The 17,123-nt window shown below is 69.8% G+C and carries 19 protein-coding genes; 16 read left to right on the top strand and 3 right to left on the bottom strand.

Annotated features, from left to right (window positions below):
• Positions 1 to 2: 2 nt before the first annotated feature.
• Positions 3 to 2,336 (top strand): response regulator, encoded by a 2,334-nt coding sequence (locus tag H6726_04645; protein MCB9656919.1) that lies wholly within the window; start codon positions 3 to 5, stop codon positions 2,334 to 2,336.
• 20 nt (positions 2,337 to 2,356) lie between these two features.
• Here the strand turns inward: H6726_04645 and H6726_04640 are convergent, their stop codons facing one another.
• Positions 2,357 to 3,727, bottom strand: a complete 1,371-nt coding sequence (locus tag H6726_04640) for a cytochrome P450 (protein ID MCB9656918.1) — start codon at positions 3,725 to 3,727, stop codon at positions 2,357 to 2,359.
• A 137-nt stretch (positions 3,728 to 3,864) separates the two neighbouring features.
• On the opposite strand from H6726_04640, the gene H6726_04635 reads away from it, so the two are divergent.
• The 10 genes from H6726_04635 to H6726_04590 all read left to right on the top strand — a co-directional run bounded on the left by H6726_04635 (position 3,865) and on the right by H6726_04590 (position 11,420).
• Entirely contained in the window at positions 3,865 to 4,482 is a 618-nt protein-coding gene (locus tag H6726_04635) for a TetR/AcrR family transcriptional regulator (GenBank protein ID MCB9656917.1), read from the top strand.
• 279 nt (positions 4,483 to 4,761) lie between these two features.
• On the top strand, positions 4,762 to 5,598 hold the full coding sequence (locus H6726_04630) for a slipin family protein (GenBank protein ID MCB9656916.1): 837 nt from the start codon (positions 4,762 to 4,764) through the stop codon (positions 5,596 to 5,598).
• Between the two features lie 70 nt (positions 5,599 to 5,668).
• Positions 5,669 to 6,322 (top strand): DUF1211 domain-containing protein, encoded by a 654-nt coding sequence (locus H6726_04625; protein ID MCB9656915.1) that lies wholly within the window; start codon positions 5,669 to 5,671, stop codon positions 6,320 to 6,322.
• Between the two features lie 55 nt (positions 6,323 to 6,377).
• A complete protein-coding gene (locus H6726_04620) occupies positions 6,378 to 6,989 on the top strand; it encodes a hypothetical protein (GenBank protein MCB9656914.1) in 612 nt (203 codons plus the stop codon).
• Positions 6,990 to 7,096: 107 nt separating this feature from the next.
• Positions 7,097 to 8,527, top strand: a complete 1,431-nt coding sequence (locus H6726_04615) for a hypothetical protein (protein ID MCB9656913.1) — start codon at positions 7,097 to 7,099, stop codon at positions 8,525 to 8,527.
• 34 nt (positions 8,528 to 8,561) lie between these two features.
• Positions 8,562 to 8,819, top strand: a complete 258-nt coding sequence (locus H6726_04610) for a signal peptidase II (GenBank protein MCB9656912.1) — start codon at positions 8,562 to 8,564, stop codon at positions 8,817 to 8,819.
• Positions 8,820 to 8,943: 124 nt separating this feature from the next.
• A complete protein-coding gene (locus H6726_04605; GenBank protein MCB9656911.1) occupies positions 8,944 to 9,921 on the top strand; it encodes an alpha/beta fold hydrolase in 978 nt (325 codons plus the stop codon).
• Between the two features lie 126 nt (positions 9,922 to 10,047).
• Positions 10,048 to 10,410: a hypothetical protein gene (locus tag H6726_04600; protein ID MCB9656910.1), complete on the top strand. Its 363-nt coding sequence runs from the start codon at positions 10,048 to 10,050 to the stop codon at positions 10,408 to 10,410.
• Positions 10,411 to 10,541: 131 nt separating this feature from the next.
• Entirely contained in the window at positions 10,542 to 10,913 is a 372-nt protein-coding gene (locus H6726_04595; protein MCB9656909.1) for a hypothetical protein, read from the top strand.
• A gap of 108 nt (positions 10,914 to 11,021) precedes the next feature.
• Positions 11,022 to 11,420: a hypothetical protein gene (locus H6726_04590; GenBank protein ID MCB9656908.1), complete on the top strand. Its 399-nt coding sequence runs from the start codon at positions 11,022 to 11,024 to the stop codon at positions 11,418 to 11,420.
• On the opposite strand, the gene H6726_04585 is transcribed toward H6726_04590, so the two are convergent.
• The gene (locus tag H6726_04585; GenBank protein MCB9656907.1) at positions 11,414 to 12,268 is read right to left on the bottom strand and encodes a hypothetical protein; all 855 of its coding nucleotides are present in this window, start codon (positions 12,266 to 12,268) and stop codon (positions 11,414 to 11,416) included. The genes H6726_04590 and H6726_04585 overlap by 7 nt on opposite strands.
• A 56-nt stretch (positions 12,269 to 12,324) precedes the next feature.
• Here H6726_04585 and H6726_04580 point away from each other — a divergent pair, with 56 nt between their 5' ends.
• The gene (locus tag H6726_04580; GenBank protein MCB9656906.1) at positions 12,325 to 14,817 is read left to right on the top strand and encodes a hypothetical protein; all 2,493 of its coding nucleotides are present in this window, start codon (positions 12,325 to 12,327) and stop codon (positions 14,815 to 14,817) included.
• 81 nt (positions 14,818 to 14,898) lie between these two features.
• Here the strand turns inward: H6726_04580 and H6726_04575 are convergent, their stop codons facing one another.
• Positions 14,899 to 15,264, bottom strand: coding sequence for a DUF4440 domain-containing protein (locus H6726_04575; protein ID MCB9656905.1), 366 nt, complete (start codon positions 15,262 to 15,264; stop codon positions 14,899 to 14,901).
• A 79-nt stretch (positions 15,265 to 15,343) separates the two neighbouring features.
• Here H6726_04575 and H6726_04570 point away from each other — a divergent pair, with 79 nt between their 5' ends.
• Genes H6726_04570 through H6726_04555 form a run of 4 tightly spaced genes read left to right on the top strand, consistent with a single transcriptional unit; the run spans position 15,344 to position 17,069 of the window.
• On the top strand, positions 15,344 to 15,724 hold the full coding sequence (locus tag H6726_04570) for a hypothetical protein (protein ID MCB9656904.1): 381 nt from the start codon (positions 15,344 to 15,346) through the stop codon (positions 15,722 to 15,724).
• Between the two features lie 5 nt (positions 15,725 to 15,729).
• Positions 15,730 to 16,167: a hypothetical protein gene (locus H6726_04565; GenBank protein MCB9656903.1), complete on the top strand. Its 438-nt coding sequence runs from the start codon at positions 15,730 to 15,732 to the stop codon at positions 16,165 to 16,167.
• A gap of 58 nt (positions 16,168 to 16,225) precedes the next feature.
• The gene (locus H6726_04560; GenBank protein ID MCB9656902.1) at positions 16,226 to 16,498 is read left to right on the top strand and encodes a hypothetical protein; all 273 of its coding nucleotides are present in this window, start codon (positions 16,226 to 16,228) and stop codon (positions 16,496 to 16,498) included.
• Positions 16,488 to 17,069, top strand: a complete 582-nt coding sequence (locus tag H6726_04555; protein ID MCB9656901.1) for a hypothetical protein — start codon at positions 16,488 to 16,490, stop codon at positions 17,067 to 17,069. The genes H6726_04560 and H6726_04555 overlap by 11 nt, the downstream gene beginning before the upstream one ends.
• Positions 17,070 to 17,123: the final 54 nt, after the last annotated feature.

Raw genomic sequence — 17,123 nt, 5'->3', positions numbered from 1 at the left:
CTGTGCCTACCTACGCCACCAGATCGGAGACGCGTGTCGAGCTGTGGATCGGGGCCTATTCCCTCGTGGCCATCGTGCTGATCGTGTTGCCGGCGCTCGTGTTCGTGGAGCAGCGCCTCGAGTCATCGCTGGTGGCCAACGAGATCGACATGGTCTCGCGGGAAGAGCGTCTGGTGGTCACCACGCTGTCGAACCGCGTCGAGGCGGCCGAGGCGAGCCTGAGGCGGCTCTCGCGTTCACTCACCGACGCGGCCAGCCGCACGCCATCACCCGCCGAGGAGGCCACCTTCGAGCGCCTCGTGGGCCTGGACGCCGACGGCGCGCGTCGCTCGCGAGCCACGCTCTATGACCCCCGCGACCAGGCGGGCATCTGGCTGCCGCGGCACGCCCCCGTCGACGCCGCGTCGCGCGCGTTCTACGTGCGCGCCAAGGACATCATCGAGAGCGCGACCTTGTCCGACGAGGAGACCATCGCGGTGAACGCCTGGCTGCTGGTCGACGGCGGCGGCGAGGTCATCCTGTGGCCGGACGCTCCGCGCTTCATCTACGAAGCGGCGGCGACGCACGACTACTCCGACACGGACTGGGTCAACCTGGTGCGCCCCGAAAACGACCCGAGCGGCGCTCCGCGCTGGACGCGCGTGGAGTTCGATCCGGTGCCCGGCATCTGGATGGTGTCGGTGGTCGCGCCGATCACACGTGAGGGTCGCTTTGCTGGGTCCGTCGGGCACGACGTGCCGTTGGACCACCTCATCGCCGGCGCCGCCTCGCTGCCCGAGCGCGAGGGTGGGACCTACATGGTGGTGGACGACGAGGGGCGCCTGCTGGCGTCGCGACGCTTCGCCGCGGACATCCGCGCGGGGCGCGGCGAGTTCTCCGTGAGCGACCTCGGCGAAGCGCCGTTGCGTGGCGCGGTGGAAGCGCTGATGCGGGCCACGCGCGGCACGAACGACGTCCAGCGCGTCGAGACCGCCGAGCTGATCGTGCTCGGCTCGCACCTCGACTCCACCGGCTGGACCGCCATCTCCGCGATCCCGCGCGTCACGGTCACGGGGCGGGTCGCGGCGCCCGTTCGGACCATGCGCGCCGCCACGCTCGGCGCGCTGGCGCTCGTGTTCCTCGGCTCGGCGCTGACCATCGGGCAGGATCGTCGTCGGCGCCGCCGCGTCCTCGAGCAGCTGCGCGAGAGCGACGAGAAGCTCGCCCGCGTGCAGAAGCTGGACGTGCTGGGGCGCTTCGCGGGCGGCATCGCGCACGACTTCAACAACATCCTCACGGCGATCCACAGCTTCGCGCAGGTCGCCCAGATGCGTGGTCAGCGGGAAGACGCCGTGCGCGATCACCTGAAGCAGATCGCACGGGCGTGCATGCGCGGCTCCGAGCTCACCCGGCAGCTGCTGGCGTTCGCGCGCACGCGCCCCATCGCACCACGGGTGATCGACGTGAACGCGCTCGTGCGCGACACGCACAAGCTGCTGCGGCGGGTCATCGGCGAGGACGTCGAGGTGCGCGTCGAGCCCTCGCTCGAGCCTGCGACGGTGCTGATGGACGCCGGGCAGCTGGAGCAGGTGCTGACCAACCTGGCCGTGAACGCTCGCGACGCCATGCCCAACGGGGGGGCACTGACGGTGCGCGTGGAGGTCGACGCCGCGAGTGTGCGCCTGACCGTGGCCGACACGGGCGTCGGGATGCCACCCGAGGTGCGCGAGAAGGCGACCGAGCCGTTCTTCACGACCAAGGCTGCGGGAGGCGGCACGGGGCTCGGCCTCTCCACCTGCTTGGCCATCGTCGAACAGGCTGGCGGGACCCTCGCCATCGCGTCGACCGTGGGCGAAGGCACCACGTTCACCCTCACGTTCCCACGCGACGAACGGCCGTCGTCGGAGGGTACGCCGAGCGGGGTGACCGCGGCGCTCGCGGGCGCCGATCAGCTCGTGCTGCTGGTGGAGGACGACCCGCAGGTCCGGCGGGCGACCGCCGCGCTGCTCGAGACGCTGGGGTTCCAGGTCCTGCAGGCGGAGAGCGGTGTCGACGGACTCGCTGCCGTGCGCGAACGGCACGTCGAGCTGGCGTGCGTGCTCACGGACGTCGTGATGCCGGGGATGGGCGGAGGTCCGTTCATCCGACAGGTGCGCGCCGAGCACCCCGACCTCCCGGTGGTGGTCACCTCCGGCTACGTCGACGATCCGCGCGTCGGTGAGGAGGTCGAGCGGCACGGGCTGCCCTTCCTGCCCAAGCCCTTCACGGGGGAGCAGCTGGCCTTCGCCCTGCGCGAAGCGCTCGAGAGCCGTCCTTCGAGCGCGCGGCCGCGGCCTGTCGCGGGGTCGAGCGCCTGAGCCCGGCCTCCCCGTGACGCTCAGCGCGGCACGAGCCGCACGGGCAGCCCGTCGGTGGGCTTCGCGAACGGCAGGTTCTGCACCTTGGTCGGAAAGTAGTTGGGCTTGCGGTACTCGATGCGGTACTGGTTCAGCAGCTCGGCGTACAGGCTGGTGAACAGCAGTCGCGCGAAGTGCAGGCCAATGCACTTGTGTGCACCGCCTCCGAAGGGCAGCCACGAGAACGTGTGGCGCCGGTGCTCCATGCGCCCCTCGTCGAAGCGGTGTGGGTCGAAGCTGTCCGGGTTCGTCCAGAAGTCCGGGTGGCGCTGCAGGAACGCGACGGGCACGCACACCATCGTGTCCGCCGGGATGGCGACGCCGTCGATCTCGCACGCGCGCACCGTGCGGCGCAGCAGCATCGCCACCGGCGGGTGCATGCGGATGGTCTCGTGGAACACGCCGGCCATGAGCGGCATGGTGCGGAACATCGTGTCGTAGCCGATGGGCCCTTCCGTCGCCGCCAGCTCGGCGCGCAGCTCTTCCTGGATGTCCTGGTTGTGCGCCAGGTGGTAGGCCGCCATCGTCGCCGCGCTCGCCGTCGTGTCGTGGGCGGCCAGCATGAGGAACACCATGTGGTTGGCGATGTCCTCGTCCGAGTAAGGCTCGCCGTTCTCCTGCGTGGCGCGGCAGAACGCGGCGAACGAGTCCCGGTCGGCCGAGGCGCGCTTGCGCTCGATGCGCTCGAGGAAGAAGCGCTTCAGGTAGCGGCGCCCCTCGAGCCCACGATGGTACGACAGCCCCGGCAGGTCGAAGCGCACCATGCCCACGGCCCCCTCCATCATCTGGCTGAAGGCGCGGTTGATGTTGGGGATCTCCGACGCGTCGCGCTCGTCGAGCCAGCAGAACACGTTGAACGCGATGTCCAGCAAGAGGCGCTTGATCTCGTCGTAGATGACGATGTCGCGCGCGGCGCCCCAGCGCTGCACGGTGGCCTTGGTGACGTCCTGCACCTGCGACGTGTACTCCAGCATCGCCTCGCGCCGGAACGACTCGGTGGCGATGCGGCGGTGGTTGCGGTGCTCGCCGAAGTCCCGCATGACGAGGCCCCCGTCGAAGAACTCGCCCATGTGGGACTTCCAGCCCATCTTGCAGGAGAAATTCTTGTCGCGGTCCAGCAGCACCGTCTCCGCGTAGTCTGGGTGGTTCAACAGCACCGTCTTGAAGCCCGTGATGGACACGCGGCTGATGCGGCCGAAGCGCTTGTACTGGTCGCCGAACAGGACCGCGGGGTCACGCACCATCTCGATGGTGCGGCCGAGGAAGGGCAGGCCGTCGTCGCCGTCGATGTGACGCAGATTCTTGTTCGGGGGTCGCTGGTCGTAAGGAAGCGCGGCGGCGGTGGTCTGCACGGGGGTCTCCTGGGCGGCGTGATGCCACAGAACATATCATTGGTTTTGTCCCGTAGAGAAGACAAAATAGGATTTTGTTCCGAACACAGGACGGAGAACCCAAAATGTCCCGTGATTTCTGCGCTATGCTCGCGCCCGTGACGGAAGCCGCCCCCGACTGGAAGGCCAAGAACCAGCAGCCGCTCTTCGAGCGCATCCTCGAGGCGGCGGGCTCCGTCATGGAGGCGGAGGGCATCGACGCCTTGCGCCTCGACCGCGTCGCGCGCGTCGCTGGCTGCTCACGCTCGTCGCTGTACCGCTACTTCGACGCCAAGGAGACGCTCATCCTCGCTGTGCTCGAGCGGCGCGTGATCGCCATGGCGCGGCGCATCCACATCGAGATGGAGGCGGTCAGCGATCCGGCGGACCGGCTCATCACGGGCATCGTGCGCGCGGTCGAGCTGGCGCACTCGGACACGCAGTTCACCGTGCTGTTCAGTGAGCCCAACAGCCCCACCGTCATTCGCATCGCGGGGACGGCGCTGCCGCAGCTGTTGCTCCCCGTCATCGAGGAGATCCTGCCGCTGGCCGCGAACGGGGGCATCTTGCCCGCGGGCGTGCCTACGGAGGAGGCCGCGCGCTGGGTGGTCATGACCGTGGTCGGGCTGCTGACCTTCGACTCCAGCCGCGCCGCCGACAAGGACGCGATGGTGGCCTACCTCGAGTGCTTCCTGATCCCCTCGCTGGTGCACGCGGGCACCTGGCGTCGCGCCTGAGCGACCACGGCCGCGCCCGAGCGACCGCGACCACGCCCCGGTACGCGGGCATGCCTCGAGGAGCGCGCTCGAACGACGCGCGCGGGAGTTGACGTCGGCGCGGCGGTCCCTAGGGACGCCGTAGTCGAGCCTCCATTGGAAGTGGCGGATCGGGCTTCGCGTCTCCTTCCACGAGATCAGGTCTGCGATCCTGAATCCGATCCGTACTGCGCGTTGCCAACACGTAGGGGCTCGACGGCAACTTCCCACGCGGCGCCTTTCGTCCGCGTGGCCATCGTCATGCATACCATCATCGATCAGTCCTTCGTCGGGCTTCTCTACGAAGACGGCGTCTACACGAAGACCCTCGACCCCGGGAAGCACGCGCTCAAGCGGCACGCCTTCGACAAGGTGCAGCGCAGCGTGACCCTCGTCGACATGCGCGAGCGCTCGCTGGTGCTGAAGGGCCAAGAGATCCTCACGCGCGACAAGGTGGCCGTGCGGGTCTCCATCCTGGTCTACTTCCGGGTCGTGGACGCGCAGGCGGCCATCCACGCCGTGGCCGATCACGAGACGCGCATCTACGAGGACGTGCAGCTCGCGGCGCGCCGCTACCTGGGTAGCCGCGAGCTCGAGGCGATCCTCAGCGACCGCAACGAGATCTCGGACGCCGTGCGCGAGGCCGTGAAGGACGTCGCGCTGGGCTACGGCGTCGAGATCCGTCGGGCCGACGTGAAGGACCTGGTGTTCCCGGGGAACCTGCGCGAGATCATGAACCAGGTGCTCGAGACCGAGCGTCGGGCGGAGGCGAAGCTGATCCAGGCGCAGAAGGAGATCGAGGCCGAGCTGCTCCGTTCGCGCGCGGCGCACGACGCGGCGCTCTTGCGGCTGCGCGCCGAGCGTGAGCAGCTGAGCGTCGAGCTGGACTCCGAGCAGGCGCGGGCGGACGCACAGCGCAAGCAGCAGCGCGCGCAGCTGGCCCTCGAGGTCGAGGAGGCCGAGCTGGCGGCGCGGCACCCGGAGCTGCTGCGGCTGCGTGAGCTGCAGGCGCTGGCCGCCATGGCGCGTGCGGGCGGGAAATTCGTGATCGGCTCGCACGACGGGTCGGTCGCGGCGCTGTTGCACGAGCCGCGCTGAGCCTCCCCAGACGGCGGTGGCCCGTCGACGACTCCCCACGGGTCGGCGGCGGGCTGCTACCGTCGCGAGCGTGAGCGACCCGACGCGACACCTCTATCCCACCGAGCGGCTCAACGCGCTGAGCGACGGAGTCATCGCCGTCGCGCTGACGCTGCTGGTGGTGAACCTCGAGTTCCCCAAGCTGCCCCCCGACACCACGTCGGGCGCGCTGTGGGATGCGCTGCTCGATCACCTGCCGCACATCGAGCTGTGGGTGGTCAGCTTCTTCATCATCGGCGTGCTGTGGTTGATTCAGCACGACGTCCACGGCCGCCAAGAGCACGTGGATGGGCCCGCCGTGCTGTTCGGGCTGGCATACCTGGCGAGCGTCTCGCTCTTGCCCTTCTCGATCGGCATCGTGGCCCAGCATCGCTCGAACCCGGTGTCGCTTGCGTGGTTCTGGGGCAACGTGCTGGTCGTGGGGCTCGCGATGTCGCTGCAGCTGTACTTCATCGTCCGGCTGCCGGCCGAGGCGCGCCACCCTGCGCTGCGTGACGACGCCATCCGGCGCAAGCTGGTGCTGTTGGTGCTGGCCGTGCCGCTCGCCGCCGCGGTGGGGATCGCGGCCGCGCCCATCCACCCGCACGTCTCGCTGTGGAGCGGCGTCCCCATCATCGCGGCGTCGTTGGCCACGCTCCGCTGGTCCGTCGCCAAGACGCGCGCGTCGCTGGTCGCGGTGGAGTGACGCGGCAGCCTCTCGCTCCGCTGGCGCACGACAGCGCGCGCGCTAAGCCGTGCGCATGACCCAGGTCGACCTTCGCTGTCGGTGCGGCGCGCTGCAGGGCACGCTCTCCGAGATCGCGCCGCGCAACGCCACGCGCCTCGTGTGCATGTGCGACGACTGCCAGGCGTTCGCGCACTTCCTCGAGCGCGACGACGTGCTGGACGCCGCTGGCGGGAGTGACCTGTACCAGGTGCGTCCTGCCCACCTGCGCGTCACGCAGGGCGCGGAGCAGCTGCGCTGCATGCGCCTGTCACCCAAGGGGCTCATGCGTTGGTACACGGACTGCTGCCGCTCGCCCGTGGCCAACACGCTCGACAAGGCGCACGTGCCCTTCGCCGGGGTCAGCACGGCGCTGATCGTCCCGCCTGAAGGGCGCTCGCTCGACGATGTCCTCGGGCCCCCGGTCGGGTACTTGATGGCCAAGGACGCGCGCGGGCCCGCGCCCGCGGGGGCGCACCAAGAGGTGCCGAAGCGCGTGTTGCTGCGCATCCTGCGCTTCCTCGCGGTGGGGCTCGTCACGCGCAAGGCGTCGCCCTCGCCGTTCTTCGACGCGCGCAGCAAGCAGCCCGTGGTGACCCCGCGAGTGCTCACCAAGCCCGAGCGCGACGCGCTGCGTCCCACCGCCTGACGGGCGTCGGGCGCTACGAGCAGCTGCCACCGTGCCACACTACCGCGATGCGACGTACGCCGCGCGTCCTCCCGTGTCCCCTGCGCCTCCCACGGAGGTGGCTCGGCGTGCACTGGCTCGTGCTCCTGCTCGGGCCTGGCTGCGGTGCGCGCATGCCAGCGGCCACTCCGTCGGGAGCGACGGCCGCCGCCGAGCTCGAGGACTTCGCCGCGTTCGTCGAGGCGGTCCACCCCGACCCGCTCCGCTTCGTCACGCGTGACGACTTCGCGCAGGTCGTCGCGCGCGAGGCCGAGCGGTTGCGCAGCTACCCGGAGCCGACGGAGCTGCAAGTGGGTGTCGCCTTCCAGCGTGTCGCGGCGTCGCTGCACGACTCACACGTCGCGGTCGCGCAGCCGGCCTATCAGCTGGACCGCGAAGTGTCGTTCGTGCCTCTGCTGATCGACTCGGTGGAGGGCGAGCTGCTCGTCGACGCGTCGTCGCTGAACGACGGCGAGCTGCCTCTCGGCACGGCCCTCGAGGCGATCGACGGCCATGACGCAGCCGCCATCCGTGCGGCCATCGGGCCGCTGGTCATCTTCGAGGGGACGAACGACGCGGCGCGCGAGCGCGTGCTCTCCGCGGACTTCGTGCCCCTGTTCCACCTCGCGTTCGGCATGCGCCCCAGCTACACGCTGCGCCTGCGGCTCCCGGACGGGGGCGTGATGGAGCTCGTCGACGTGCCGGGGGTCGGACGCGACGCGCTCACGGCACTTGGCGCACAGCGACGCTCGCACGTCATGCGTGGGCGCGCGGCAGACGGGGCCGTGCTGCCCAGCGTGGTCGTGCTGGACGACGGGACGCGCGTCGTGCGCCTGCCCTCCTTCGGCGTGGCGGACACGGCGGCGTTCGACGCGCGGCTCGACGAGGTGATCGCCCAGCTGATGGACGCGGAGCGCGTGGTGCTGGACGTGCGCGGCAACGAGGGGGGCTTCCGCACCTATGGCGTCGCGTTGCTCAACCACCTGGTGGACGCGCCGTACACCCAGTGGCAGCGCACGGCGGTGCGGGTGCGGCGCATCCCGCAGCCCTTCCGCGAGCGCGTCATGCCGCTGTTCGGCGCGTCGCTCGACCTCTTGCGCGCGTATCCAGCGGAGGCCGTGGACGAACTCCACGTTCGCGAGGGTGACCCCCTCGCGGCGCTCATGGCGCCTGCGTCACCTCGCCTGCCGGCGAGCCTCGCGGTGTTCGTGGACGGCCACACCAACTCGGCCGCCAACGAGCTGCTGCTCGCGCTCCGCGCCACGCGCCCCGACGCGGTGGTGGTGGGCGAGGAGGCTGGCGGCGAGTGCGAGCGCCACGTGGGCGAACTCCCCGTAGCGTACGTGACCCCGGCCTTCGGCGTGGCGGTCGCGATGTCCCTCATCCGCATCGAGCACGTCGCCGTGCCCGGGTGCGCGCTGGGCCATGGCGTGCGCCCGGACGTGCCGGTGAGCTACACCCGCGCCGACTTCATCGCAGGCCAGGATCCATACGTGGCCGCCCTCGACGTGGTGTGGTGATGGAATGGGCGCTCAGCCGGAGCGTTGTGCGCCCGTGAGCCCCGCTGCGCGCCTCGCCCTCGTCGCCGTTGCCGCCCTCGCGCTTGGCGGGTGCGACCAGCTCACCAAGCACTGCGCCGTCTCGGAGCTGTCGGCCGAGTCCACGGGCGCCGGGCACGTGGTGGACTTCATCCACTGGCACGTGCGCGACGTGCTCGACTACCCCACTTTCAACGTCGCCGACGTGTGGATCTTCCTGGGCGGTCTGTTGCTGCTGGTCGCCACGTTTCGGCCCACGCACGCCGCGACCTGAGGGCTTCCGCGCACCTTTCCTGCGCGCCGCTGTCCAACACACACCGCCGTGACGGGCGAGCCCAGGCCCAACCCAGCACGTCGGCCCCGTGCGACGCCGCGCGCCACCAACTACCTTCTGTCGCGTGGAGCGTCCCGCCTCTGATCCTGCCGACCCCGTTCGGCCTGCGAAACCAGCGAAGCGCCGTGTACGGCGCATCGTCCTGGGCGTGGGGCTGCTGCTGCTGGGGTCGCTGCTGACCGGGGTCCGGCGGGACATCCCGGTCGAGGAGCTCCTGCCCCAGTACGCTCCCCAGCCGTCGCGTTTCGTGGAGCTCGAGGGCATGCGCGTGCACTACCGCGACGAGGGCTCGGGGCCGCCGCTGCTCCTGATCCACGGAACGTCGTCGTCGCTGCACACCTGGGACGGGTGGGTGCGCACGCTCGCCTCGCACCGGCGGGTGCTGCGCTTGGACCTGCCCGGCTTCGGCCTGACGGGCCCGGCCCCCGACGCGGACTACAGCGCCGAGCGCTACGCCCGCACCGTCACGGCGTTTCTGGACCACTGCGGTGTCGCGCAGGCCGACGTCGCGGGCAACTCGCTGGGCGGACGCGTGGCCGTGCAGCTGACGCTGGCGTACCCGGCGCGCGTCCGTCGCCTCGTGCTGGTCGACGCGACGGGCCTCGCCGGTCAGCAGCCCCCTGCCATCCTGGGCCTGGCGCGCACACCGGTCCTGCGTGAGCTGCTCACGGTCGTCTCGCCGCGCTTCGTCGTTCGGCAGGCGACCGAGGACGTGTACGGCCACGCCGAGCGTGTCACGGAGGCGCTGGTCGACCGCTACCACGCGCTGCTGCTGCGCGAGGGCAATCGTCGCGCGCTGGTGGACCGCATGTCCGGCTCGCACGACCCCGACCTCGACGATCGCCTCGCCGAGGTCCGCGTGCCCACGCTGCTGCTGTGGGGCGGGCGCGACCGCAGAAACCCACCCATGTTCGGTGAGCGCTTCGCGCGGGGCATCGCGGGTGCCGAGCTGCGCGTCTACGACGAGCTGGGGCACGTCCCCATGGAGGAGGACCCGGACACGACCGCCCGCGACGCGGACGGGTTCCTGAGCGGTGAGTAGGCTGTGTCACCCGGCGTGGGCTCTCCCTCGAGCCTGGACCGTCAATGCGGTGTCAAGACGCATTTTCGTTGATGCTGTCCAAGGCTTCGGATACTGTCCCGGCCACCTTATTGCGAGGAGTGTGAGATGCTGTTTCCGAGTGTGAAGATCAAGCGTGTGGCTTCGGCGAGCTTGGTGCTGGGTGGCGCCGTGGCGGGTTGCGGCGACAGCGATCCGAACGCCAGCCTGGCGAATCGGTACTGCCGTCACTACCAGGACTGTGACCCCGACGACTTCGAGTACGACTACGACAGCGTCCAGGAGTGCGCCGACGAGGTCGAGAGCGATCTCGCTGCTGCAGAGGCGGCAGATCCCGCGTGCGCCCGCGCAGTCCGAGCCTTGTACAACTGCTACCTGAGCGCCGACCGCGGTATGTGCATGGACTACGACGACCTCGCGGACGCCTGCGAAGACGAGTACAACGCGTACTACGACGCTTGCGAAGGCTAGTCGCGACCGTCAGCGCCCTGCCACGGCCCGCCCGCCACGCGCTCACCCACGCTCGATGTGTGCTCAGCGCGTTGTGAGCGGGCTGGCGGGACGGCCCGCAGGGAGACCTCGGGCGTCGTGAGGAGGGTGAGATGCTGTTCCCAAGAGTGAAGATCCGGCGGGTCGCTTCGGCGAGCTTGGTCCTGAGCGGCGCGGTCGCGGGTTGTGGCGATGGTGATTCGAACGCCAGCGTGGCCGCGCGTCAGTGTCGCCACGCGCGGGACTGCGCGCCCGATGACTTTGCCGTCTACTACGGAGACGATCTGCAGGAGTGCGTGGAGGCGCGGGAGACCGGCTTCGCGCAAGTGGAGACGCGCTATGGCGCGGAGTGTGCTCGTGCGCTGCGGGGTTTCATCAGCTGCTATCTGGCAGTCGATCGCGGCATGTGCATGGATGGGGAGGACTTGTACGATGCCTGCGTGGACGAGTTCGAGGCGTACTACGACGCCTGCTACACGTACTGATCTCGCCGCTGGTACGACGAGTGCGGTGCACGAATGGCCGCACGTGCGCGTTGCTGGTCTTGGCACGCGCGCGTCGTGTCGCTGCGTTCTTTCGGCAAGGAGGGTCAGATGCTGTTTCCCCGTGTGAAGATCAAGCGCGTTGCTTCCGCCAGTCTCGTATTGGGTGGAGCGATGGCGGGCTGTGGTGGTGGTGACGGAGGCGGCGGGGGTGGTGGAAGTGGCGTTCCCTCGACAGCGACCATCGTCGACGGGCTGTGTACGCACTTTCAGGACTGCGACCCCGAGGACTTCGCGTTCTACTTCGACAGCGCGCGAGAGTGCGCCGCCTACTTCACGACCTACATCGAGGAGCTCGAGGACCAGCAAGGCGAGCGGTGCGGCCGCGCCATCCGTGCCTACTACGATTGCCTCCTCGAGGCCGATCAGGGCATGTGCATGGACGAAGAGGAGCTGTTCGACACCTGCGCGTCGGAGTACGCGCGGTTCCTCAACCTCTGTTACTACTGAGCGTCGTCTGCGGCGGCGTGCTTCCCGCGATGAGCTTCCAGCGCTCGCCTCCGGAGATTGCGCTGCTCGCTCTGGGCTTTCATGGCGGTGCTGATCGCGGGACGCAGCGCGTCGTTTGTGTCGTTCAGCTGGTCGATGAACGACTCGTCGAGCGGCTCGCGGTCGCGGATGCGCCGGTAGAATTCGTCGAACGTCGCCGCGTGCTCGTCGGTGATGCTCTCGTGGCGCGTCCATGCGACGTCGGTCTGGGTGCGAAACTCGGTGGACACGGCGGCCAGCGCCGCGTCCGCGTCGCCCCTCTCGAGCCAGCCGAAGGTCTCGCGAATCACCCGCTCTGGGTCAGAGAGCACTTCGTCGTACGTCACGAGGTGCAGGGGGTACCGCCTGAGCAGGTGGTCCGCCACGAGCGAGTAGTTCTCGGCCCACCACTCCAGCTCGGGTGGCACGTAAGTGAGCGTCGGGATGCCTTCGACCGGCGGACGGTTCTCGCGCTCCATGGCGTACAGCCGCGTCAGCGACGAGGAGTATTCGCGCCACTCGCGCATGGTGCCAACCACGGCTTCGATGAACGCGAGGTCACTGCGCACCAGTCCTGGCACGAAGACCTTGACGACCAAGCTGCCCGCCTCGGTGGGATGGATGTACTCGCCAGTTCTGGGGTCCGGGTTGGTGGCATGATAGACACCGTTGCGCAGCCGCGACTCGAAGAAGCCCCCTGGGTTCGCGTCGCGGATGACCTCGCCCCAATCCTTCGGAAACGCAGTCCCCAGCGTGGGCAGGCCCGCCGCCCGCATGATCTGCATCCACATGGATGTCCCAGAGCGCTTGGTACCGGTCACGAAGATCATCGCCGCCTCACCGTTCGAACCACTTCCTGGCCTGCTGCTATCACGAATCGTCGCTCATGTTCCAGCTGCACCCGCACCGGCGCCGCCACGCACCCTACCTCAAGCGAGCGACCGCGCTCCTGGACGCTCGGACCTCTCGCACGCGGTCGTCGGACGCGGCGTTGATGGCGGCCTGTGGTGTGGCGCGCGACGTCCTCGGGCTAGTCCCGCACCCGACGCAGGTCGCGGCCGCGCTGGCCTTGATGGATGGGCATGCCGTCGAGATGAAGACGGGCGAAGGCAAGACGTTGGCGCTGTTCCTCGCGGCGGCCTCACTCGCCGCAGCCGGTCAACACGTCACCGTGCTCACCGCCAACGACTACCTGAGCGAGCGCGACGCGACGTCGCTCGCGCCAGCGTACGCCGCCCTGGGCCTCCGCGTGGGCCTCGCCTTGCCGCGCGCCGAGCTGGACGCCAAGCGTGTCGCCTATCGCTCTCACGTCGTGTACGTGTCCCTCCGCGAGGCGGCCTTCGACGCCATGCGCGACGGTCTCCGCAGGCGGCCGTGGTCCGTGGTCCAGGAGCACCATGACGTGGCGCTCCTGGACGAGCTCGACGCTGCGCTGATCGACCACGCCACCGTGCCGTTCACCATCGGACGCGAGGCGACGGTGGAAGACGACGCCGCGATCATCTGGGCCGACGACGCCGTGACCGGCCTCGTTCCCGAACGCGACTACGTGCGGGACGGGGCGAGCGTGGCGGTCACGGAGGACGGCTGGCGCCGCGTGGAGGACACCTTGCGTCGCGTCGGCGCGCTGGGCCCGAACGAGCGCCTGTTCGAGCGCCCCGATGCCGAGCTCGAGCATCGCTTGGTGAACGCTGTGACGGCGCACGTCGCTCTCGAGCGCGACCGAGACTACGTGGTGGACGGGCAGAGCGTGCTGCTGCTCGACGCCGCCACGGGGCGCATCGCAGGCGGACGCCGTTGGTCCCAGGGGCTGCATCAGGCCGTGGAGCGCAAGGAGCGTGTCCAGCTCACGTCGCCCCGCACCTCCAACGCGACGCTCACTGTCGCCGCGTTCTTGCGTCGCTACCGACACCTGGGTGGCGCGAGCGGGACGCTCACGTCCGCCGAGGAGGAGATCCACGAGCGCTTCGGAATGTCCACCGTGGCCATGCCACCTCACCGCCCGAGCCGCCGCGTCGACCATCCCGACCGCGTCTTCGCGAGCGACGCCGAGCGCTTGGCCGCAGCGGTCGCCGAGTTGGCGCGACCGGAGCGTGGGAACCAGCCCGTGCTCGTGGGCACATGGAGCGTCGCCGAGGCGAGCGCGGTGTCTCGGGCGTTGGGCCGCGCGGGTGTCTCGCACGAGACGCTCACGGCACACGACGAGGCGCGGGAGGCCGCGATCATCGCGGACGCCGGGGCCCCTGGGCGGATCACCGTGGCGACGCAGCTCGCCGGGCGTGGCACCGACATCGTCCTCGGCGGTGCTGGCAGCGCGATCGACGCCGAGCCGCATCAACGCGTTCACGAGGCAGGGGGGCTCCGCGTGTTGCTGCTCGGCCGTGGTCGCAGCCGGCGACACGACGATCAATGGCGTGGGCGCTGCGGTCGGCGAGGCGACCCGGGCGAGTGTCAGGTGTGGCTCTCGGCGGGCGACGCGCTCATGCGCGAAGCGGACGGCCAGACGGTGGACCGCGCCCAACGGCGCGCCGAGAGCCAGCTCACGGCTGTACGACGCGAGTTCCACGCCCTCGACGCGGTCATCGACGCGCAAAGGCAGGCGTTCCTGGCGATGCGCGACGACATCCTGTGGGGCCTCTCGGCGGCCCAGAGCGAAGCGTGTGCCATCTGGTGGCGAGCGCCGGGCCGCGTCGCGGAGCAGCCCTTCACGCCCGAGCACCCGCTCGACGCCTGGTGGTTGGGAGCCGTCTCGCCCGGCGTGGTGCGTGCCGCGAAGCGCGCGGGCAACCCACCGCTCGCGCAGTTCGTTGGTGACCTGCTGGCGATGTATGGGGTGGCCGTGCGTCCGCGGCACGTCGACGGCCAGCCGCAGCCACTGCGCCTCGTGGGTCAGCTGGTGCGACTGGGCATGCAGCGCAACGCCGAGCGGACGCGGGGGATGCTCGCGCACGCCATGTCGAGTGGACCAAAGGACACCGTGGCCGCCAGCGAGCGAGCCGGTCGTTGGCTGGACGAGCGCTTCCGTGCGTCGAAGCCGCGCCACGTGTTGCGTCTCTCGCGGGTGCTCTCGCTGCAGGCCTATGACGAGGCGTGGACGTCCTTTCTCGCGGGCGTGCCGTTGCTGAAGGACAGGGCCATCACCGAGAGCGTTGGGCGTCAGCAGCCCGCCCAGCTGCTCCAGACCCTTGCTCACGAGGCGTTGACCGACGAGCTCGACCAGGCCGACCTGCACGTGGGGCACACGCTGCTGAGCACGGGAGAGCGCATCACGCGTGCCCACGTGGATGCCACCGCGCTGCGCTGGCTGCGCCCCGCGATCGCAGGGCCAGAGGGCTCGCCCGCGCCAGCGACGTCCGCGCGGGAACTCGAGGCGCCCTGACGGCGGTCGACTCGCGCGGCCTCCGCGGAGATCCCTGGATGATGCCCGACCCGAACCTGGCACGGCCCACCGCGGGGACGCTCAGTCGATAGGCGTGCCTTGGTGAAAGCGCAGCTGCCACCCCCCATCGACACGCGACCAGATCGAGCTGCGCCGGGCCCGCTCGACGACGCCCCCGAACTCCGCTTCGCTGATGTACGTGGCTTGGACCACGTCTGGCGCGAGCACGCGCACACGGAACTCAGGCAGGGGGAGCTTTGCCACGAAGGGCTCGAACGGCACGTCGACCGCCTGTTGCCGCGAGTACTGCCGGCCCGAGCGCCCGTACTCGAGGAAGTCCGGCGCCAACACGCGGTCTATCCATGCGCGGTCGAAGCGCGACTTGGGTATCCACAGCTTCTCCTCGAGCTCCTGAACGGCGCTCTCCTCCTCGGCGGACAACTTCATGCCCGAGAGTGTGCCATGTGCGGGCGGCCCGCCGCACGCTGCGACTCGCCGAGCGACGACCACGCGCTACGCTGGCCGGGTGACGAGCGCGTCCGAGACCAAGTCGTTCGCCCGCCGGCTGTGGTCCGCGCTCACCGCGCCGCCGGCCCCGGACCCGCATCGCTTGGGGCGCTGCTTGGCCTGCGACGGGACGCTGGCCAAACCAGAGAAGACCCTCGGGCACGTCTTCAAGGACTCCCCCGACGTGGACGCGTTCCACGACGCCGCGCGCCGTGCGGACCTCGCCGCGCTCGGACAGTGGTGGGACTGGAACGAAGATCCCGACCTGTGGACCGCCAAGCTTCAGCACTGCCCCGCGTGTGGTGCTCGGTACCTGTCCGTCTGGTGCGACCCACCCGGGTTGTTTCGTAGCGCGCTCCCCATGTATGCCGTGCCGTTGTCAGACGGCGCGGAGCGCTGACCCCCATGTCCACGGAAGACCTCGACGAATTCGCGTACCTCTGGGACGGCTCCCAGCCCGGGTGGGAGCTGCACTGGACCAACCACCTGGTGTGGCGCGTGACGGTCCACCTCACGGGTGGGAGCTCGCCTGGTGAGGTCAGTCGCCTGCGCAAGCTCATTCCGGAGCTGGGCGCCATGTCCGCGCTTCATGCCTACCGGGCCGTCCAAGGCCAGACGTCCATCCCGTATCCCGGCGAGCTCGGTAACATCGAAAAGGGGTCCGTACTCCGACGGGCCGAAGAGCTGGGTCTCCGCGTCACCGCCGAGGTGCGCGACTGCAGCGGGGGCGTCCCGTATCGAGACGGGTTCGTCCTGCACATCGAAGACGAAGACCTCGCGCGCCGCGTCTGCGACAAGATGCGCGCGTCGGGCTGTCGCGTGCAGCTCGAAGAAGCGGACTGAGCGCGTGGCCCGACACCCAGCAGCTCCCTCCCCAACGCCAATGCGCTACGCTGGCCCGGTGACCCGCGCACGAGACACGTCGCCCGAGATCCAGGCGCGCATGGACGACGCCTACCGTCGCATGACGGAGGAGCAGAAGTTCGCGCGCGCCATGGGGCTGTCCGCCATGCTGCGGGCGCTCACCCTGGACCACCTGCGCGAGCAGCACCCAGACGAGACCGAGCGGCAGCTCAAGATCCGGCTCCTCCTGCGCACGGTGTCGGCGGACGTCGTGGAGAAGGCGTTCGGGTGGGTTCCGCCCGAGGCCAAGCTGCATCGTGATGGACCCTGACATCGTCCTCACGGTCTCGGCTGTCGCCAACGCGCTCGACGCGCTCGAGGTGAGCTGGGCGGTGGGTGGGTCCGTGGCCAGCACGCTCTACGGTGAACCGCGCGCGACCAACGACATCGACATCGTGGCAGCGCTCCGCCAACCTCATGTGGACGCGCTGCTCGCTACCCTCCGGCCTGCGTTCTACGCCGACACGCTCACGGTGCGAGCGGCCGTCATGACGCACGACAGCTTCAACCTCATCGACGAGCGCACGTTCCTCAAGGTCGACGTCTTCGTACCGCCCGACGGTCCGATGGGGCGGGGTCAGCTCGACCGTCGACGGCGACGCAACCTCGGCGATGCGCTCTCGATCTGTGTGCTCGGCCCCGAAGACACCGTCTTGCAGAAGCTGCGCTGGTTCCGGCTCGGAGGTGAGGTGTCCGAGCGGCAGTGGCGCGACATCGTCGCCGTGCTGCGTCTCAGCCAACCGTTCGACGAGACCTACCTGCGCGACACGGCCGAGGCAGCCTCGCTCGGACCGCTCTTGGTCCGCGCGATGAGCGATGCGCGGGGTCAGTCGTCTTCTTGAGACCCTCAGAGTCGCTTCCCTTCGCCCGGGATGTTCTTGGGCGGCTCGCCCTTG

This window comes from Sandaracinaceae bacterium, assembly GCA_020633055.1.
GTDB lineage: Bacteria > Myxococcota_A > Polyangia > Polyangiales > Houyiibacteriaceae > JADJJE01.
Note: the sequence above shows the minus strand (reverse complement) of the source record. Positions and strands in the feature narration are given on the sequence as shown.

Coding starts and splice junctions, on each gene's coding strand:
- H6726_04575 (MCB9656905.1), bottom strand. CDS start 15,264: ATGAAGTTGTCCGCCGAGGAGGAGAGCGCCGTTCAGGAGCTCGAGGAG.
- H6726_04630 (MCB9656916.1), top strand. CDS start 4,762: ATGCATACCATCATCGATCAGTCCTTCGTCGGGCTTCTCTACGAAGAC.
- H6726_04595 (MCB9656909.1), top strand. CDS start 10,542: ATGCTGTTCCCAAGAGTGAAGATCCGGCGGGTCGCTTCGGCGAGCTTG.
- H6726_04555 (MCB9656901.1), top strand. CDS start 16,488: ATGGACCCTGACATCGTCCTCACGGTCTCGGCTGTCGCCAACGCGCTC.
- H6726_04565 (MCB9656903.1), top strand. CDS start 15,730: ATGTCCACGGAAGACCTCGACGAATTCGCGTACCTCTGGGACGGCTCC.
- H6726_04620 (MCB9656914.1), top strand. CDS start 6,378: ATGACCCAGGTCGACCTTCGCTGTCGGTGCGGCGCGCTGCAGGGCACG.
- H6726_04580 (MCB9656906.1), top strand. CDS start 12,325: ATGTTCCAGCTGCACCCGCACCGGCGCCGCCACGCACCCTACCTCAAG.
- H6726_04600 (MCB9656910.1), top strand. CDS start 10,048: ATGCTGTTTCCGAGTGTGAAGATCAAGCGTGTGGCTTCGGCGAGCTTG.
- H6726_04590 (MCB9656908.1), top strand. CDS start 11,022: ATGCTGTTTCCCCGTGTGAAGATCAAGCGCGTTGCTTCCGCCAGTCTC.
- H6726_04585 (MCB9656907.1), bottom strand. CDS start 12,268: ATGATCTTCGTGACCGGTACCAAGCGCTCTGGGACATCCATGTGGATG.